Annotated in this window: 2 protein-coding genes and 1 pseudogene; 1 reads left to right on the top strand and 2 read right to left on the bottom strand. The window is 66.9% G+C overall.

Going from position 1 to position 17,651, the window contains the following annotated elements; translation table 11 throughout:
* Positions 1-415 precede the first annotated feature (415 nt).
* The gene (locus tag A9W96_RS01060; protein ID WP_231999558.1) at positions 416-1,816 is read right to left on the bottom strand and encodes an MFS transporter; all 1,401 of its coding nucleotides are present in this window, start codon (positions 1,814-1,816) and stop codon (positions 416-418) included.
* On the opposite strand from A9W96_RS01060, the gene A9W96_RS32440 reads away from it, so the two are divergent.
* On the top strand, positions 1,722-1,955 hold the full coding sequence (locus A9W96_RS32440; protein WP_231997838.1) for a hypothetical protein: 234 nt from the start codon (positions 1,722-1,724) through the stop codon (positions 1,953-1,955). The two genes, A9W96_RS01060 and A9W96_RS32440, sit on opposite strands and share 95 nt — an antisense overlap.
* A gap of 157 nt (positions 1,956-2,112) precedes the next feature.
* Here the strand turns inward: A9W96_RS32440 and A9W96_RS01055 are convergent.
* Positions 2,113-17,556, bottom strand: a pseudogene (locus tag A9W96_RS01055) (amino acid adenylation domain-containing protein); the annotation flags it as partial.
* Positions 17,557-17,651 lie beyond the last annotated feature (95 nt).

The raw sequence follows: 17,651 nt of genomic DNA, 5'->3' as shown, positions 1-17,651 counted from the left end.
GTGTAGTAGAACGGGGTGATACTCACCGGTCCTCCATGATTTCGCTTTGGCATGAGCCGAATGGGTCGGTGCACTCGCTGCAACCGAGCGTGCGCGCTAGGGCTGGGCCCGGAAAGGGCCTCGACGAAGTGCATGCCCCGAGCGTCGTGGCTTTCAATCCTGTTGTCAGGCTTATCAAGTCGGTAGCGTAGTCAGGACCCGCACATAGAGTGGTGGACGCAAGGCGACAGAGTGGTGGCTCCGGTACCGGCAATAAATGACGCTATCGAAAATGAGTCTTTTGGCACGGATTAGATTCCGCGACAGCACTTTTCGTCGACCTACGGGAGTTGGGTATTACGCGGCGGGCCGCCGGAGAGGACTGTACCGCGACCGTGCCGCTCGGCGTCCAGTAGACGTAGCCGACGACGACTAGCTAAAGCTCCCCGGCGTCGATGGCTTCCTTGACTTCCTGCGCGCGGGCTACCTGCGCGGCGGTGTACCCGATTAGCAGCGCCACCCCACCCAGTAGCACGACCACTCCGGCCAACCACAACAGGCCGTAGGTGTAGCCGCGGTCCAGCGCATGCAACTGGGCGGCGTTCATGAACTTCACCGGCCGGAGGGTGCCGCCGAGGTGCAGCGTGCGCGACGTGATGGCGACCTGGATGACGACCAGCACCAGCGGTCCACCCAAGGTCTGCAGCATCATCGAAATCGCCGAGGTGGGCCCGATCCGGTCCGAATCGACGGAGGCGATCACCGATAGCGTGAGCGAGACGAAGACCGCCCCGATACCGATAGCGCCAATGATGAGCGGCAACACAAGATTCGGGAAGTACGGCGTGCCCCGGTTGAAGGTCGAGCCGTACAGCGCCGCGCCCAGAATCAGGCCGCCGCTGGCGATTACCACCACCCGGGGCGGGAACCACATCACCAGCTTCGACGCCACGGCCACCCCGATGGCCATCGCGATGCCGAACGGGACGAAGGCGATGCCGGCGCGCAGCGGGCTGTAGCCCATGATGGTCTGCACATACAGGCCGACCACCACAGTCAGGGTGAAAAATATCCCACCGGCAAGGAACATGGATGCGAATGTGGCCAGCCGGTTGCGGTCGAGGAACAGGCTGAACGGCACGAGGGGGTTCTCGGCCCTGCGCTCGACGACGAGGAACGCCACGAAAGCGGCCAGAGCCACCACGCCCGAACCGAGCGTGACGGCCGATAGCCACCCCTTCTCCGGGCCGATCGAGAGGCCAAACACTGCGGCGGTACAGGTGAAGGTGGCCAGCACAGCCCCCGCGCTGTCGAGCTTCATCCGCTCCTTCTGGGTCTCCTGCAACGTGTTGACGGCGAGGTAAATCACGGCCAGACCGATCGGCACGTTCACCAAAAACGCCAGGCGCCAGGACATGTCGGTGAGTGCCCCGCCCACCACCAGGCCCAGCACCCCACCGAGACCAGACGTGGCGCCGAACACCGCCGTCGCAAAGTTACGTTCCGGTCCCGTCGGGAACGTGGTCGCTATTAGCGCCAGAATCGTCGGTGTGGTGATTGCGGCGGCCCCGCCGTGCAGCAGCCGTGCCGATATCAGCACGCCCCCGTCCCAGGCGACGCCGCACAGCATCGAGGCGAAAGTGAACAGCGCGACCCCGACGATGAAAGCACGTTTGCGGCCGATAGCGTCACCCAGGCGGCCGCCCAGCAGCATCAAACCGCCAAAGGTCAGCATGTAGGCGGTGATCACCCAACTCCGCGCGGCATCCGATAAGCCGAGCTCGTTCTGGATCCTGGGAAGCGCAAAGATCGCGACGGGGCCGTCCATCGACACCATCAGCTGTATGCCGCCGATCGCGACAACTACGGCGACGAACCGGCGGGACCGCAACAAAGCCGGAATGCGCCGCTTCGTATGGTGCAATGTGGTCGGTTCGACGGACATTAGGAACCGCTATTTCGCCGCGTCGCCATAGCGCCAAATGCGCGTTCGAAGAGCGAATCCCTGCGTCTGGGTATCACTCACCACGACGCGACCACACCGACCCTTCTCGAATTTTCGCATGGAGCCCAGCTCTTTCGTGAGTGTGATGGCGGTATTGTCCGGGTGCGTTCAAGGCGCTTTTGGTGCTTTTAATCTATGCACGCAGGCTCGGTTTCTATCAGGGCTTTGATGTGTTGTCCGTACTGGACGAGCGATTCGGCAGTCAACATATCCAGGTGCGCACACTCGACCGGGTAGCTGCTGATGTCGCCAGTAACGTAAGGTCGCCAACTTTGCGTAGGACACGAGCCCTGATCCCCCTTATCCTCCATGGCGGAGAATAGGGTTATATCCCCATCGAACACACCGGGTTCGTGGACTTGAGCCAATGCCTGATTACGGTTGATGTTCTGAACGCCGAAATCGACAAGTTGTTTGTACCGAGCAAATTCGACAATTCCTCGTTCGCGAAGCAGTCCTTCCGCCCGCTCAAAAGTAAGCGGCTCATCCTGATCGGGCATCTCTATGTGACACAACCGCAAGACCTCTTCCAGCACGTCCTGCTCGGCCAGGTTTGGTAGATCGACGCTGCTGTCGGTGATGAGTAAAGCGTCGAGAAGGACAAGGTTTGCGATTACGCATCCGCGCCGCTGCAGCTCGATGGCAATTTCATGCGCGACAATGCCGCCAAACGACCAACCGAGAAGGTTGTAGGGCCCGGTTGGATCAACCCCTTGGATCCGGTCGGCGTAGGTTACCGCCATCTCGCGGATTGACTCGGGTTCAGCCTCGCCATTTTGCGGGGTTTGTTGAATGCCAATGATCGGGCAGTCCAAGTAATCGCCGAGAGCGTAATACGGCCAGACCAGCCCACCCGCGGGATGGATGCAGAACATCGGGCGACCCGCGCCCTCTTTGAGGAACTCAACGGGGACTAGTTCCACCTCGCCGGCATCTTGGTCCAGCTGCTGACTCAAGCTCCGCACGGACGGCGCCTGGAATAGTGTGCGCACCGCTAGGTTGGCGTCGAGGCTGGTGTTGATCGCGGCGATCAGGCGCATCGCCGACAGCGAATCCCCGCCCAAATCGAAGAAGGAGTCGTCGACCCCGACCCGTTCGAGGCCGAGTATCTGGGCGTAAATGCCGGCCATGATCTCCTCGGTGGGAGTGGTCGGGGCGCAATAGCGATCGCCCCGTTGGTATTCCGGCGCCGGCAGGGCGCGGGTGTCGAGTTTGCCGTTGACCGTCAGCGGCAGTGCGTCGATCACCACGACCGCGGCGGGCACCATGTAGGCCGGGAGTCGCTGCATGAGCTTTGTGCGGCTTTCGGCCGGATCTGCAGTGCCGGTGATGTAGCCGATCAGGCGCTTGTCACCGGGGCGGTCCTCGCGCGCGATCACCGCCACCTGATCTACCCCGTCGAGTGCGGCCAGGGCGGCGCGAACTTCTCCGAGTTCGATGCGGTAACCACGGATTTTGACTTGCTCGTCGGCGCGGCCCAGGTACTGCAGTTGCCCATCGGGGCCCCACTTCACCAGGTCTCCGGTGCGATACATCCGTGTCCCCGGCGCCCCGAACGGGCAGGCAACAAACCGCGATGCGGTCAATCCCGCGCGGAACATATAGCCGACCCCGACTCCGACACCGGCCACATACAACTCCCCGACGACCCCGACCGGCACTGGACGCGCCCACTGATCCAGCACGAACAACGCGGCGCCTGGGAGCGGCGAGCCGATCGGCGGCGCGCCCGAACCGGCGACCAACGGCGCACTCCTGGATGCACACACCGTGGTTTCGGTCGGGCCGTATTCATTGACCATCACCCGCCCGGGCGCCCACCGATCCACCAGCTCGGCCGGGCACGCCTCACCGGCCACCAGCAGCGCCATCGACTCCAATCCCTCAGGGGACAGCATCGCCAGCGGAGACGGCGACTGACTCGATGTCTTGACCTGCTCAGCGACGAGCAAGGCATGCAAGTCTTCGGCCGAGCGTGTCACCGACTCGGGCACCACTACCAGCCGCCCGCCGTGGAACAACGCACGCCAGATCTCTTCCACCGAGGCGTCGAAGGCCAAGGAATGCCCCAGCGTCGACGGCCCCGCCGGCAGGTGGATATCCGGCGGCCCGAACATCTGGGTGACGTTGTGGTGGGTGATGGCAACGCCTTTGGGCACACCGGTGGTGCCAGACGTGTAGATGAGGTAGGCGATGTCGTCGGGGGCCGGCGCCGACAGGTCGGTGCACGGGTAGCCGTTGATTTGGGCGTCCTTGATTTGGGGGTCCTTGATTTGGGCGTCGCTGACGTCGATGACCACCAGGTCACACGAGTACTTGTCGAACCGGTCGGCGAGCTCGGCGGTGGTGAGCGCGGCGATCGGCGCGACGTCGGCCAGGATGAATTCGATTCGCGCGTCGGGATGCGCGGGGTCGAGCGGCAGGTAGGCTGCACCGGTTTTGAGCACCGCCAAGATCGCCACGATCGCCTCGGCGGAACGGGAAAGCAGCAGTGCCACAGTCTGTCCCGGGCCCGCCCCATGGCCGGCCAGCAGATGCGCCAACCGGTCAGATGCCTCGTCGAGGCCCCGGTAGGTCATCGAGTGGCCGTCGCAGGTGATCGCCACCGCCTCGGGCGTGCGCGCCACCTGCGCAGCGAACAGCGTCGGAATCGACACCGCGGTGGACTGCGGCGCGGTCAACGCGGCCCGGTTGCCGATCCCGTCGAGGTGGGCGTGCTCACGCTCGTCGAGTAGATCGACCGCTGACAAGTGCCGGCTGGGGTCGGCACTCACGGCCGCCAAGATTCGGCCCAACCGCTCGATCAACGCCTCGATGCTGGCCGCGTCGAACACGTCGGTGCGATACTCCACCGACCCGCCGATCCCGGCGGGTTGGCCGGCCTCGCCGAAACGTTCGGCCAGCGTGAAGGTTAGATCCATGCGGGCGACCCGCGTGTCCGCCGATAGCGGTGTGACCTGCAAATCACCCAAAGCCAGCCCTCCGGCGGCCAGGTCGTTGTCGGGCCCGGCGAAGTTTTGCCAAGCCAGCGCGACCTGCACCAGCGGATGGTGGGCCAGGCTGCGGGTGGGGTTGAGCCGCTCGACGAGTAACTCGAAGGGCACATCCTGGTGCTCGTAGGCGGCCAGGCTGCGGGCGCGCACCTGGTCGAGGGCTTCGGTGAAGCTGGGGTCACCCGACAAATCGACCCGCAGCACCAAGGTGTTGACGAAGAATCCCACCAGCTCATCGAGTGCGGGATCGTCACGCCCGGCGATCGAGAACCCAACTGCCACATCACTGCTGGCGCTGAGCTTGCCCAGCAGCACCGCCAGGGCGGCCTGGATCACCATGAAGTTGGTCGCGTTGTGCTCGCGAGCCAGCGCGCGCACCCGTTGCTGTAGCTCGGCGGGCCAGTCCACGATCACACTGGCGCCGCGGTAATCGGCCACCGGCGGGTAGGGCCGATCGGTGGGCAACGCCAGCCGCTCGGGCAGCCCGGCCAGCTCCTGCTCCCAATAAGCCAGCTGCGCGGCGATCGGACTGTCGGCATCGGCCACATCCCCGAGCTGGGCGCGCTGCCACAACGTGTAATCGACGTACTGCACCGCCAACGGCGCCCACCCCGGCGCCCGCCCGGCACACCGAGCGGCATAGGCCACCCCCAGATCAGCCACCAGCGGGGCCATCGACAAGCCGTCGCCGGCGATATGGTGCATCACGGCCACCAACACGTGCTCATCCTCAGCGACACGGAAAAGCCTTGCCCGCAACGGGATCTCGGTCGCCAAATCAAACGAGTGCCGCACCGTGGGATCGATGGCATCCTGCAGCCGGTCCACCGGCCAGCCAGTGGCATCGACGACCTGCCAGCCGAAGTCGGCCCGGTCGGCCGGGATCACCACCTGCCGTGGTATCCCCTCGACCGCGGGGAACAAGGTGCGCAGGCTTTCCTGGCGAGCCACCACATCGGCCAGCGCCGCCCCCAACGCCTCGGCGTCCAGGTGCCCACTGAGCCGCAACGCCGCCGCCATGTTGTAGACCGGTGACGGCCCCAGCAACTGGTCGACGAACCACAACCGCTGCTGGGCAAACGACAACGGCACCACCGCGGGCCGCTCGAGGGCCACCAACGGCTCGCGCCGACCCCCGTCGCCACCCACACGCAACGCCAACTGGGCCACCGTGGGCGCCTCGAACACCGTGCGCACCGACAACTCGGCGCCCAAACCCATCTCTATCGCGGCGACGAGACGCATCGCCAACAACGAATCCCCGCCCGCATCGAAGAACGAGTCATCGACACCGACCTCGTCGGTCCCCAACACCTCGGCGAACACGCCGGCCAAGATCTCCTCAACCGGGCTGGCCGGAGCGCGATAACCGGCGTTCTGATACGCGGGCGCCGGCAGGGCGCGGGCATCGAGTTTGCCATTGGGCGTGAGCGGCAGCGCCGCCAACACCACCACCGCGGCCGGCACCATGTACTCCGGCAACCGCTCGCCGAGCGCGCTGCGTAGCTCGGCCGGGCTAGCTGTCCCGGTTACGTAGCCGACCAGGCGTTTGTCGCCCGGGCGGTCCTCGCGGGCTACCACTACCGCCTGCTGCACCCCGTCCAGCGCTGCCAGAGCGGCCTGAATCTCCCCCAGCTCGATGCGATACCCGCGGATCTTGACCTGTTCATCGGCACGTCCCAGATACCGCAGCTGCCCGTCAGCACCCCACCACACCAAGTCTCCGGTGCGATACATCCGCGTCCCCGGCGCCCCGAACGGGCACGCCACAAACCGCGACCCGGTCAACGAAGCCCGGCCCACATATCCGTTCGCCAGCCCCCCACCGGCCACGTACAACTCCCCGACGACTCCCGCGGGAACGGGCCGCAGCCAGCTATCCAGCACGAACAATGCCGCCCCTGACACCGGCGCGCCGATCGGCACCACACCCGAACCCGCCGCCAGCGGCGCGCTCATCGCCGCGTATATCGTGACCTCGGTCGGGCCATAGGCATTGACCATCACCCGCCCCGGCGCCCAGCGATCCACCACCTCGGCCGAGCAGGCCTCGCCACCCACCAGCAGCGCCACCGACTCCAATCCCTCAACCGGCAACGCCGCCACCGCCGACGGTGTCTGGGTCAACACGCTGACCTGCTCCGCCACCATCAAGGCATGAAACTCTTCCGGGGAACTCGTCACCGACTCGGGCACCACCACTAGACGCCCGCCATGCAGTAACGCGCCCCAGATCTCCCACACCGAGAAGTCAAAGACGTAGGGATGGCATTGCGTCCACACTCGTCCGGGCGGCAGGCCGGCGTTCAACGACTCCAGGTGCTGGGTGAGGTTGTGATGGGTGATCGCCACTCCCTTGGGCACGCCGGTGGTGCCCGAGGTGTAGATCAAATAGGCGACGTCATCCGGGGCCGGCCCCGGCACACCCGTGCACGGGTAGGTGTCCACGCGGGGATCGTTGACATCGATGACCAGCAGCTGACGCCCGTCGAGACGCACGCGCAGGTCCGCCGTGGTGATCGCCGCGGTCGGCTGAGCGTCGTCGAGCAGGAATCCGATCCGTTCCGCCGGCGCGCCCGGGTCAATCGGCAGATACGCCGCCCCGGCCTTGAGCACCGCCAGAATCGCCACGACCGCCTCCATCGACCGGGAAAACAGCAGTGCCACCGGCGCCCCCGAGCCCACTCCCTGGTCGACGAGCAAGTGCGCCAACCGGTTCGACGACTCATCAAGCTCGCGGTAGGTCATCGAGCGGCCTCCGCACGTCAGCGCGACCGCCTCCGGGGCGCGAGCCTCCTGCGCGGCGAACAACACCGGAATCGACACCGGCGGCGGTGCGGGTCGGGTCAACGCCGCCCGGTTACCGATCCGATCCAAGCGGGCATGCTCACCCTCGCCGAGCAAATCCACCGACGACAGCCGCCGGGTGGGATCGGCGGTCATCGCCGCCAACACCCTCTCCAACCGCTCGATCAACGCCTCGATGCTGGCCGGGTCGAACACGTCGGTGCGATATTCCACCGTCCCGGAAATCCCGGCGGGCTCACCGGCCTCGGTCCAGGATTCCTTGAGGAAGAAGACCACATCCATCTTCGCGGTTTGGGTGTCGCCGACCAGCGGCGTGACCTGAAGATCGCCCAAACTCAGCCCCGTCGCGGGGACTTCGATTTGCCCGGGGAAGTTGTTCCAGGCGAACACCACCTGAACCAGCGGGTGATGGGCCAGCGACCGCGCGGGGTTGAGCCGCTCGACGAGCACCTCGAAGGGCACGTCTTGGTGCTCGTAGGCGGCCAGGCTGCGTGCTCGCACCTGAGCCAGCAGCTCGGCCACGGTGGGATCGCCGGCTAGATCGACGCGCAGCACCAAGGTGTTGACGAAAAAGCCCACCAGCTCATCCAGTGCCGGGTCGCGGCGCCCGGCAATCGGGAAGCCAACTGCCACATCGCTGCTGGCGCTGAGCTTGGACAGCACCACCGCCAGGGCGGCCTGCGTCACCATGAAACCGGTCGCGTTGTGCTCGCGGCCAACACGGGCAACCTGCTGCTGCAATAGCGCCGGCCACTGCACCGCCACCCTGGCGCCGCGCTGATCGGCCACCGGCGGGTAGGGCCGATCGGTGGGCAGCTGCAGCCGCTCGGGCATCCCGGCCAATGCCTGCTCCCAGTAGGCCACCTGCGCGGCGATGCGGCTTTCAGTGTCATCGAGATCGCCGAACTGCGCGCGCTGCCACAGCGTGTAATCGACATACTGCACCGGCAATGGCGTCCAGCCGGGGGGTTGCCCCTCGCACCGGCTGGCATAGGCCACCCCCAGGTCACGCACCAGCCGGGTCGTCGACCAACCATCAGCGGCGATTTCGTGCACCACCGCCACTATCACGTGTTCGTCCTCGGCGACGCGGAAAAGCCTTGCCCGCAACGGGATCTCGGCAGCCAGGTCAAATCCGTAACTCACGGTAGCGCGGATAGCCTCCTGCAGCCGGCCTGCCGGCCAGCCGGTGGCATCGATGACGTCCCAACCGAAGTCGGCCTGCTCGGCGGGCACTACCAGCTGCCGCGGTACCCCCTCGACCGCCGGGAACAGCGTGCGCAGGCTCTCGTGGCGGCCCACCACATCCACCAGTGCCGCACCCAGCGCGTCCACATCAAGCGGCCCGGCCAGCCGCAACGGCAGCACCACGTTGTAAAGCGGTGAGGGCCCCTGCAACTGGTCGATGAACCATAACCGGCTCTGGGCAAACGACAACGGAACCACCGCCGGCCGCTCAACCGGCTTCAGCGGCTCCAGGCCCCCGCCCTTACCGACACGGGACGCCAACTGGGCGACCGTGGGCGCCTCGAACACCGCACGCACCGAAATATCGGCATCCAGACGGGTGTTGACCGCGGCGATCAAACGCATCGCCGACAGGGAATCCCCGCCCAGGTCGAAGAACGAGTCGTCGATCCCGATCTTGTCGATCCCGAGCACCTCGGCATAGATGCCGGCGAGGATTCTTTCCGTCTGGGTCTGCGGCGCCCGGAAGGCTGTGGTGGCAAACACCGGCGCCGGCAAGGCTTTACGGTCGATCTTGCCCGAGGTCGTCATCGGGAACTCGTCGAGCACCACGATATGGGTCGGCACCATATATTCGGGCAACCACGCGCTCAATTGCTGACGCACCGCGGTGATCTTGGTGTTGGTCTGCGGGTCATTGGCGTAACCGGTGACCCGGTGGGGCCCGTCAGCCGGCAGATACAGATCGGTCAGCGCCGACGTCCGCTCAGCGTCCGCTGCAGCGATGAACACCGCATCCACGGTGCCCGGTTGGGCACCCCAGGTGACGGCGACGTGATATCCGGCGCTCTCCCCGAGGCGGTGCAGTTGTTCGGGGACAACTGCATCGGCGCCGTCGGCGAGGGCCACTGCGTCCGCCAGGGACAGCCCGCCCAGCAGGGCTTGCTCGATGCGAACGTCGCTGATCAGTCCGGCGCGGGGGATCTCAGTGATGCGAACGGTGCTGGGACGCTGAGCCACCAACCGATCGTGCAGTCCGCTCAACCCCGCGCACTGGGTCCACGCCCAGCTGTCCGCGCCGGCCAGGGAGCGCACCGGCGCGGGGGATTTACGGACGACGAGGTCGTAACGATAGCGGTTGAGTTCGTTGTCGGCCATCCCGCGCTTGACTTCGATATCCAGCCCGGCCGCCGGCGGATGGCTGGCAGCCCAGGTGGTGAAAAACTCTGGGGCCAACAACAATTCGGCTTCGCTGAGCACGGCGCGCTGAACTCGTTGGCGAATCTCGTCGGCGTCGGCGTCGGCGATGTCGGTGGCGCTGCGGGCGAGCGCGATCCCGGTTTGGAACGCGCCCTGCAGACTGTGGTTGCGCACATCGCCGATAAACAGTGCCCCGCCCGGTGCCAGCAATCGCATCGCGACCGCCAGCACGTCGGTCAGATACCGCGCGCTCGGGAAGTACTGGACCACCGAATTGAGCACCACGAGATCGAAGTGGCCTTCCGGCAACCCGGCGGCGACATCGGCGGGCTGCACCTGCAACCGCACCCGATCGCCCCACGACCGTCCGGCCACGGCGGCCTGCAGCCGCTGGATCGTCGGCGCGGAGAAGTCCGTCGCCCAATACTCGGAACACACCGGGGCCACCTGGGAAAGCAATAGCCCCGAGCCCACGCCGATCTCCAGTACCCGCGCGGGATGCAGTTGAAGGATCCGATCCACGGTGGCCAAACGCCACTCCTCCATCTCTTCGAGCGGAATCGGATCGTCGGTGTAGCTGCTGTTCCAGCCGCGGAAGTCCATGCCGAACTCCGGTGCCTCCACGTCAGCGCCATACGCGTCGTCATATAGCTGTTGCCACGCGTCGACGGTTTCGGCGTCGTGCTCGGCGGTGGTGGTCTGCTCGAGGGTCACATAGGCGACCAGATGCGAGCCGGTTTTGCTCTCATGCACGGTCGCGGCCGCGCGGGTGACCTGGGGGCAGCCCAGCAAGGTGTTTTCGATTTCGCCCAGTTCGATGCGGTGTCCACGCAGCTTGATCTGTGCGTCGGCACGGCCGAGATATTCCAGGGTTCCGTCGGGTGCCCAGCGCACCAGGTCGCCGGTGCGATACAGCCGCGCGCCCGCAGGCCCGTAGGGATCCGCCACGAATCGTTCCGCGGTCAATTCCGCCCGGCCCAGGTAGCCGCACGCCACCGCCGGTCCGCCCAGATACAGGTCACCGACCACCCCGATCGGGGCGGGGTTCAGCCGCGCGTCGAGCACCAGTGCGCGCATCCCCGGGAGCGGGTTGCCGATGCGGACCGGCTGCCCCGCCAGCAGCGGCGCAGTGGTGGCCCAGATCGTGGCCTCGGTGGGACCGTAGCCGTTGAACATGCACCGCCCCGGCGCCCACGCGGTCACCAACTCGTCCGGGCAGGCCTCACCGCCGACGATCAGCGTGGACAACCCATCCAGCCGGGTTCGATCCAGCGTCGAGAGCAACGTCGGGGTCATCACCGCCGCGTTGACCCGATGCTCCTCCAGCAAGGCGGTCAACGCCTCGCCGGCAAAGACCTCCGGCGGCGCAACCACCAACGCGCCCCGCGCTCCCACCGCGACCAATAGCTCGCCGAGCGCGGCGTCAAACGTCGGGGAGAGCACCGCCAGCATGCGGGTGTCGTCGCCCATGCCGAATACCTCGCGGTGCGCCGCGGCTACCCCGGGCAGACCGCCGTGGCTGACCGCCACACCCTTGGGGGTGCCGGTGGACCCCGACGTGAAGATCACATAGGCGGTGTTATCCGGCCCCAGCGACGCCAGCCGGTCGGCGTCGGTGATCGCCTCTGCGCACCGCCCAGAAAGGTCCAGGCCGTCCATGCGCAGCACCGCGCGCGTCCCGGCCCCGGCCACCACGTCGGCATCGCGGGTCAGGACGCACACCGCGTCCACCGAGTCCAGCACCGTGGCGATCCGCTCGACGGGGTGAGTGGGATCGACCGGCACATACACGCCGCCGGCTTTCTGCACCGCCCACCACGCCACCACCAGCTCCGTGGACCGGCCGATCGCCACGCCGACGGCGCGTTCCGGACCCACCCCTGCCTCGATCAGCACCCGCGCCAGCCGCGTCGACCACTGGTCGAGTTCGCGATAGGACAAGGTCCGGGCATGATCGACGACCGCCACCGCGTCCGGGTCGGCGGCCACCGCTGCTGCCAACAACTCCGGCGCCACTCCCGTCGGCGCCTCGACGCCGGCGCCAGACCACCGCAAGAGCACCAAATCCCGCTCGTCGGGATCCAGCAACGCCAGGTCGCCCACCACCACGGACGCGTCCCCTACGATCGCTTCGATCACCCGCTCAAACCAGGTGACGAAGCGCTCGATGGTGACCCGGTCGTACAGATCGGTGGCATAGGTCACGACGCCGGCGGCCATCGGTGCGGTCGGGTCCTCGGAGGGCACCTCTCGCAGATCGACGTCCAGGTCGAACTTGGCGGTGCGGCTGTCCACCGCGAGTGGCTCGACGCTGAGCCCGTCGAGAGCCACCTCGGGGCGCACATTGTTCTGGAAGGCCAAGGCCACTTGGAACACCGGATGATGCGCCGTGGAGCGCACCGGGTTGAGCTGCTCGACCAGCCGCTCGAAGGGCAGATCCTGGTTGCTGTAGGCGTCCAGCGCTTTCTGACGCACGCCCTCAAGCACCTCGCTGAACCGGTTCGCGGGCGTCACCCCCACCCGCAACACCCACGTGTTGACGAAGAACCCGACCAGCTCATCGAGCGCCGCATCCATCCGGCCGGCGATCGGGGTGCCGATCGCGATGTCCTCGCCGGCCCCGGCCCGGTGCAACACCACCGCCATGGCCGCCTGCAACACCATCGAGGCGGTCGCATTATGCGCAGCCGCCAGCGCCTTGATTCCGGCCCACAGCCGTGGATCGAGGTGCACGTCCACCGCATCGCCGCGGTAGCTCGGCACCGGCGGGCGCGCCCGGTCCGCCGGCAGCGACACCACCTCGGGCAGATCGGCCAACTCGGTTCGCCAGTACGCCAACTGCCCGGCGATCACACTGTCGGGATCGGACTCGACGCCCAACCATTCCCGTTGCCAGAGGGTGAAATCGGCGTACTGCACCGGCAACGGCGCCAACTGCAGGGTCTGGCCCTGCCGCCGCGCCCGATATGCCTCGCCGATATCTCTGGCCATCGGCGCCAGGGACCACCCGTCACAAGCGATGTGGTGCACCACAATTCCCACGACATGCTGCTCGGGGCTGACCTCATAGATCTGCGCCCGAAGCGGGATTTCGGTTGCCAAGTCAAACCGATGGCCCGCCAGCCCCACCAGTTCGCCGACCAGATCCTGCTCCGCCAACGACACGACTGCGGGGCCCCCGCGACGCCACATCCCCGCCTCGGCCGGCAGTACCTTCTGGAACGGCACACCGTCGATATCCGGAAATATGGTGCGCAGCGTCTCGTGGCGGGCGATCACGTCATCGATTGCCGCCGTCAGCGCCTCGACGTCCAGCGCCCCGCTGATCCGAAACGCGGTCGGCATGTTGTAGGTCGCCACCCCGCCCTCGAATCGGTCGAGGAACCACAGCCGGCTCTGCGCATACGACAACGGCACCACCGTGGGCCGCTCGCCGGCCACCAGCGGCTTACGCCCATTCCCGGCCCCGCCGATACGGGGCGCCAACTGGGCGATCGTGGGTGACTCGAATACGGTGCGTACCGCAAGGCCGGCGTCCAGGGATTTGTTGATGGCGGCGATGACCCGCATGGCAGACAGCGAATCCCCGCCCAGGTCGAAGAAGGAGTCATCGACCCCGACCCGGTCGAGCCCGAGCACTTGAGCGTAGATGCCGGCCAGGATCTCCTCGGTGGGCGTAGCCGGGGCGCGGTACCGATCACCCTCGCCGTATTCGGGCGCCGGCAAAGCCCGGGTATCCAGCTTGCCGTTGACCGTGAGCGGCAGCGCATCGATCACCACCACCGCCGCCGGCACCATGTAGGCCGGAAGCCGCTGACCCAGCCATGCCCGAACCTCGGCCGGGTCAGCGGTTCCGGTGACATAACCCACCAGCCGCTTGTCGCCGGGGCGGTCTTCGCGGGCGATGACCGCCGCCTGCTCCACCCCGTCGAATGCGGCCAGCGTCGCTTGGATTTCGCCGAGCTCGATGCGGTATCCCCGGATCTTGACCTGCTCGTCGGCGCGCCCCAGATACCGCAGCTGCCCATCGGGACCCCAACTCACCAGATCCCCGGTCCGATACATCCGCGCCCCGGACGCGGCGAACGGGCACGCCACAAACCGCGACGCCGTCAGCCCCGCGCGGCCCAGGTATCCGTACGCCAGTCCGCCGCCGGCCACGTACAACTCCCCTGTCACCCCGACGGGCACCGGGTGCAAGTCGGTGTCCAGCACGAAAAAGCCGAGATGGTTCAGGGGCAACCCGATCGGGCTGACACTGCGGTCGAGGTCGGCGACCGTGATCTCCCGGAACGAGGCGTGCACCGTTGTCTCGGTGATGCCGTACATGTTGATGAGCCGCGGTGATCGCGGGTGGCGGTCCAACCACGTCCCGAGGCGCTGGGGTTCTAACGCCTCGCCACCGAACACCACCATCTGCAGGCTCAGCCGTTCCTCGGACTCGGCTGCCCGCGCGTCGGCGGTTTGCAGCGCATAAAACGCAGACGGCGTCTGACTCAATACGCTGACCTGTTCGGCAATCAGCAAGGCGTGCAGCTCTTCAGGCGAGCGGGTCACCGACTCCGGCACCACCACGAGCCGTCCGCCGTGCAACAGCGCACCGAAGATTTCCCACACCGAGTAGTCGAAGGCCAGCGAGTGGCACTGCGTCCACACCTGCCCCACCAGCTCTTGGTCCGCATTCAAAGAGTCCAGTAGCCGGATCACATTCTGGTGAGCGACGGCCACCCCCTTGGGAACCCCGGTGGTGCCCGAGGTGTAGATCAGGTAAGCGATCGCTTCGGGGCCCGGCGCCGGCAAGCCCGTGCACGGGCAGCCGAGGATGCGCGGGTCCGCGACGTCGATGACCGGCAGGCCACAACCGTCGAACCGCTCGGCCAGTCCTGCGGTGGTGATCGCGGCGATCGGTGCGGCATCAGCAACCATGAACTCCATGCGCGCGGTGGGATGCGCCGGGTCGATCGCCAGATAGGCCGCCCCGGTCTTGAGCACCGCCATTACCGCCAGGACCGCCTCGGCCGATCGTGGCAACAGCAGCGCCACACACTGTCCCGGGCCGGCGCCCAGGGCGGCCAGCAGGTGCGCCAACCGGTTGGACGCCTCGTCGAGCTCGCGGTAGGTCATCGACTGGCCAGCAGAGGTGATCGCCGCCGCCTCTGGCGTGCGCGCCACCTGAGCGGCGAACACCGCCGGGATCGACGCCACGCTTGGCACCGTCCGGGCCAGCGCCTCCCGGTTACCGATCTTGTCCAGTTGGGTGTGCTCGTCGGCATCCATCAGGTCCACCGACGACAACCGTCGGCTGGGGTCGGCGGTCATGGCCGTCAATGCTCGCCGCAACCGCTCGATCAGCGCCTCGATGCTGGCCGCGTCGAAGACATCAGTGCGAAACTCCACATCCCCGGCGATTCCGGCGGGCTCACCGGTCTGGGTGAAACGTTCCGCGAGGGTGAACGTCAGATCCATGCGCGCCGATTGGGTGTCCACTGGCAAACGCGTGACCTTCAGGTCGCCCAGGTCCAGCCCGGCGGCGGGGTCGCTGGTGTGCCCCGGGAAGTTCTGCCAGGCCAACACGACCTGTATCAGCGGGTGGTGGGCCAGGCTTCGGGTCGGGTTCAGTCGATCAACGAGCACCTCGAAGGGCACGTCTTGGTGTTCGTAGGCGGCGACGCTGCGCGACCGCACCTGGGCCAGCAACTCGGCCACGGTGGGGTCCCCGGCCAAATCGGCCCGCAGCACCAGGGTGTTGATGAAGAACCCCACCAGCTCATCGAGCGCTGGGTCGCTCCGCCCGGCGGTCGCGAATCCGACTGCCACGTCGCTGCTGGCGCTGAGCTTGCCCAGCAGTACGGCCAGGGCGGCCTGGATCACCATGAAGCTGGTCGCGTTGTGCTCGCGTGCCACCGCGCGCACCCGCTCTTGGAGCTCGGCCGGCCAGTCCACGATCACGCTGGCGCCGCGGTAATCGGCCACCGGCGGGTAGGGCCTATCGGTGGGCAACGCCAGGCGCTCGGGCAGCCCAGCCAGCTCCTGTTCCCAGTAGGCCAACTGCGCAGCGATCGGACTCTCGCGATCGGCGACATCGCCCAACTGCGCACGCTGCCACAGCGTGTAATCGACGTACTGCACCGGCAACGGCGCCCACCCCGGGGCTTGACCCGCACACCGGCTGGCGTAAGCCAGTCCCATATCACGCACCAGTGCGGTGATCGACCAGCCGTCGGCGGCGATGTGGTGCACCACGGCCACCAGCACGTGTTCGTCGTCGGCGACGCGGAAAAGCTTTGCCCGCAAGGGGATCTCGGTGGCCAGATCGAACGTGTGGCACGCCGCGGCGTTTACGGCCTCACTGAGGCGGCCTGACGACCAGCCGGTGGCATCAATGATCTGCCAACCGAAATCGACTTCTTCTGACGGGATAACCACTTGCTGCGGTGTTCCGGTGGGCGCCGTAAACAGCGTGCGGAGGGTCTCATGGCGGGCCACCACATCGGCCAGCGCCGCACCCAACGCCTCGGCATCCAGCCGTCCACACAGCCGCAATGCGGCCGGTATGTTGTAGATCGGTGACGGTCCCTGCAATTGGTCGATAAACCACAACCGCTGCTGGGCGAACGACAGCGGAACTGCCGCAGGCCGCTCCGCCGCCACCAACGGCTCAAGCCGACTTGCGCCCGCGCAGACGCGGAGCGCCAACTGGGCCACCGTGGGCGACTCGAACATCGTGCGCACCGAAAGCTCGGCGTGCAGACTGGTCTCGATCACCGCGATCAGGCGCGTCGCCAGCAGTGAATCCCCGCCCAGGTCGAAAAACGACTGGTCCACCCCGACACGCTCGACGCCGAGCACGTCCGCGTAAATACCGGCCAGGATCTCCTCGACCGCACTGGCCGGTGCGCGATATCCGGCGTTCTGGTATTCGGGTGCGGGCAAAGCGCGGGTATCGAGTTTGCCGTTGACAGTGAGCGGCAGCGCGTCCAGCACGACCACCGCGGCGGGCACCATGTACTCGGGCAATCGCTCGGCCAGCGCGGTACGCAGCGCGCCCGGATCTACTGCCCCGCTGCTCGATTCGGTGACATAGCCGATGAGGCGTTTGTCGCCGGGGCGGTCTTCGCGGGCGATCACGACCGCTTGCTCGACGCCGTCAAGGGCGGTCAGTGCGCTCTGGATCTCGCCCAGTTCGATGCGGTAGCCGCGGATCTTGACCTGCTCATCAGCACGCCCCAGATACTCCAGCTGCCCATCGGCACGCCAGCGCACCAGATCGCCGGTCCGATACATCCGCTGCCCCCACGCAGCGGTGAACGGGCAGGCCACAAACCGCGAGGCGGTCAACGAGGCCCGACCCACATACCCGACCCCAACCCCGGTGCCGGCGACGATCCAGGTGCTCGCCGCGATCGGGCTGCTCCTGGCGGTCGGCTGGCGGTCGCGCCGCTGGCGCACCGTGTGGCTGCGGGCCGCCGCGCTGGCCG

Source organism: Mycobacterium sp. 1245852.3, assembly GCF_001669335.1.
Classification (GTDB): Bacteria; Actinomycetota; Actinomycetes; order Mycobacteriales; family Mycobacteriaceae; genus Mycobacterium; species Mycobacterium europaeum_A.
This window is presented reverse-complemented; position numbering and strand designations above follow the sequence as displayed.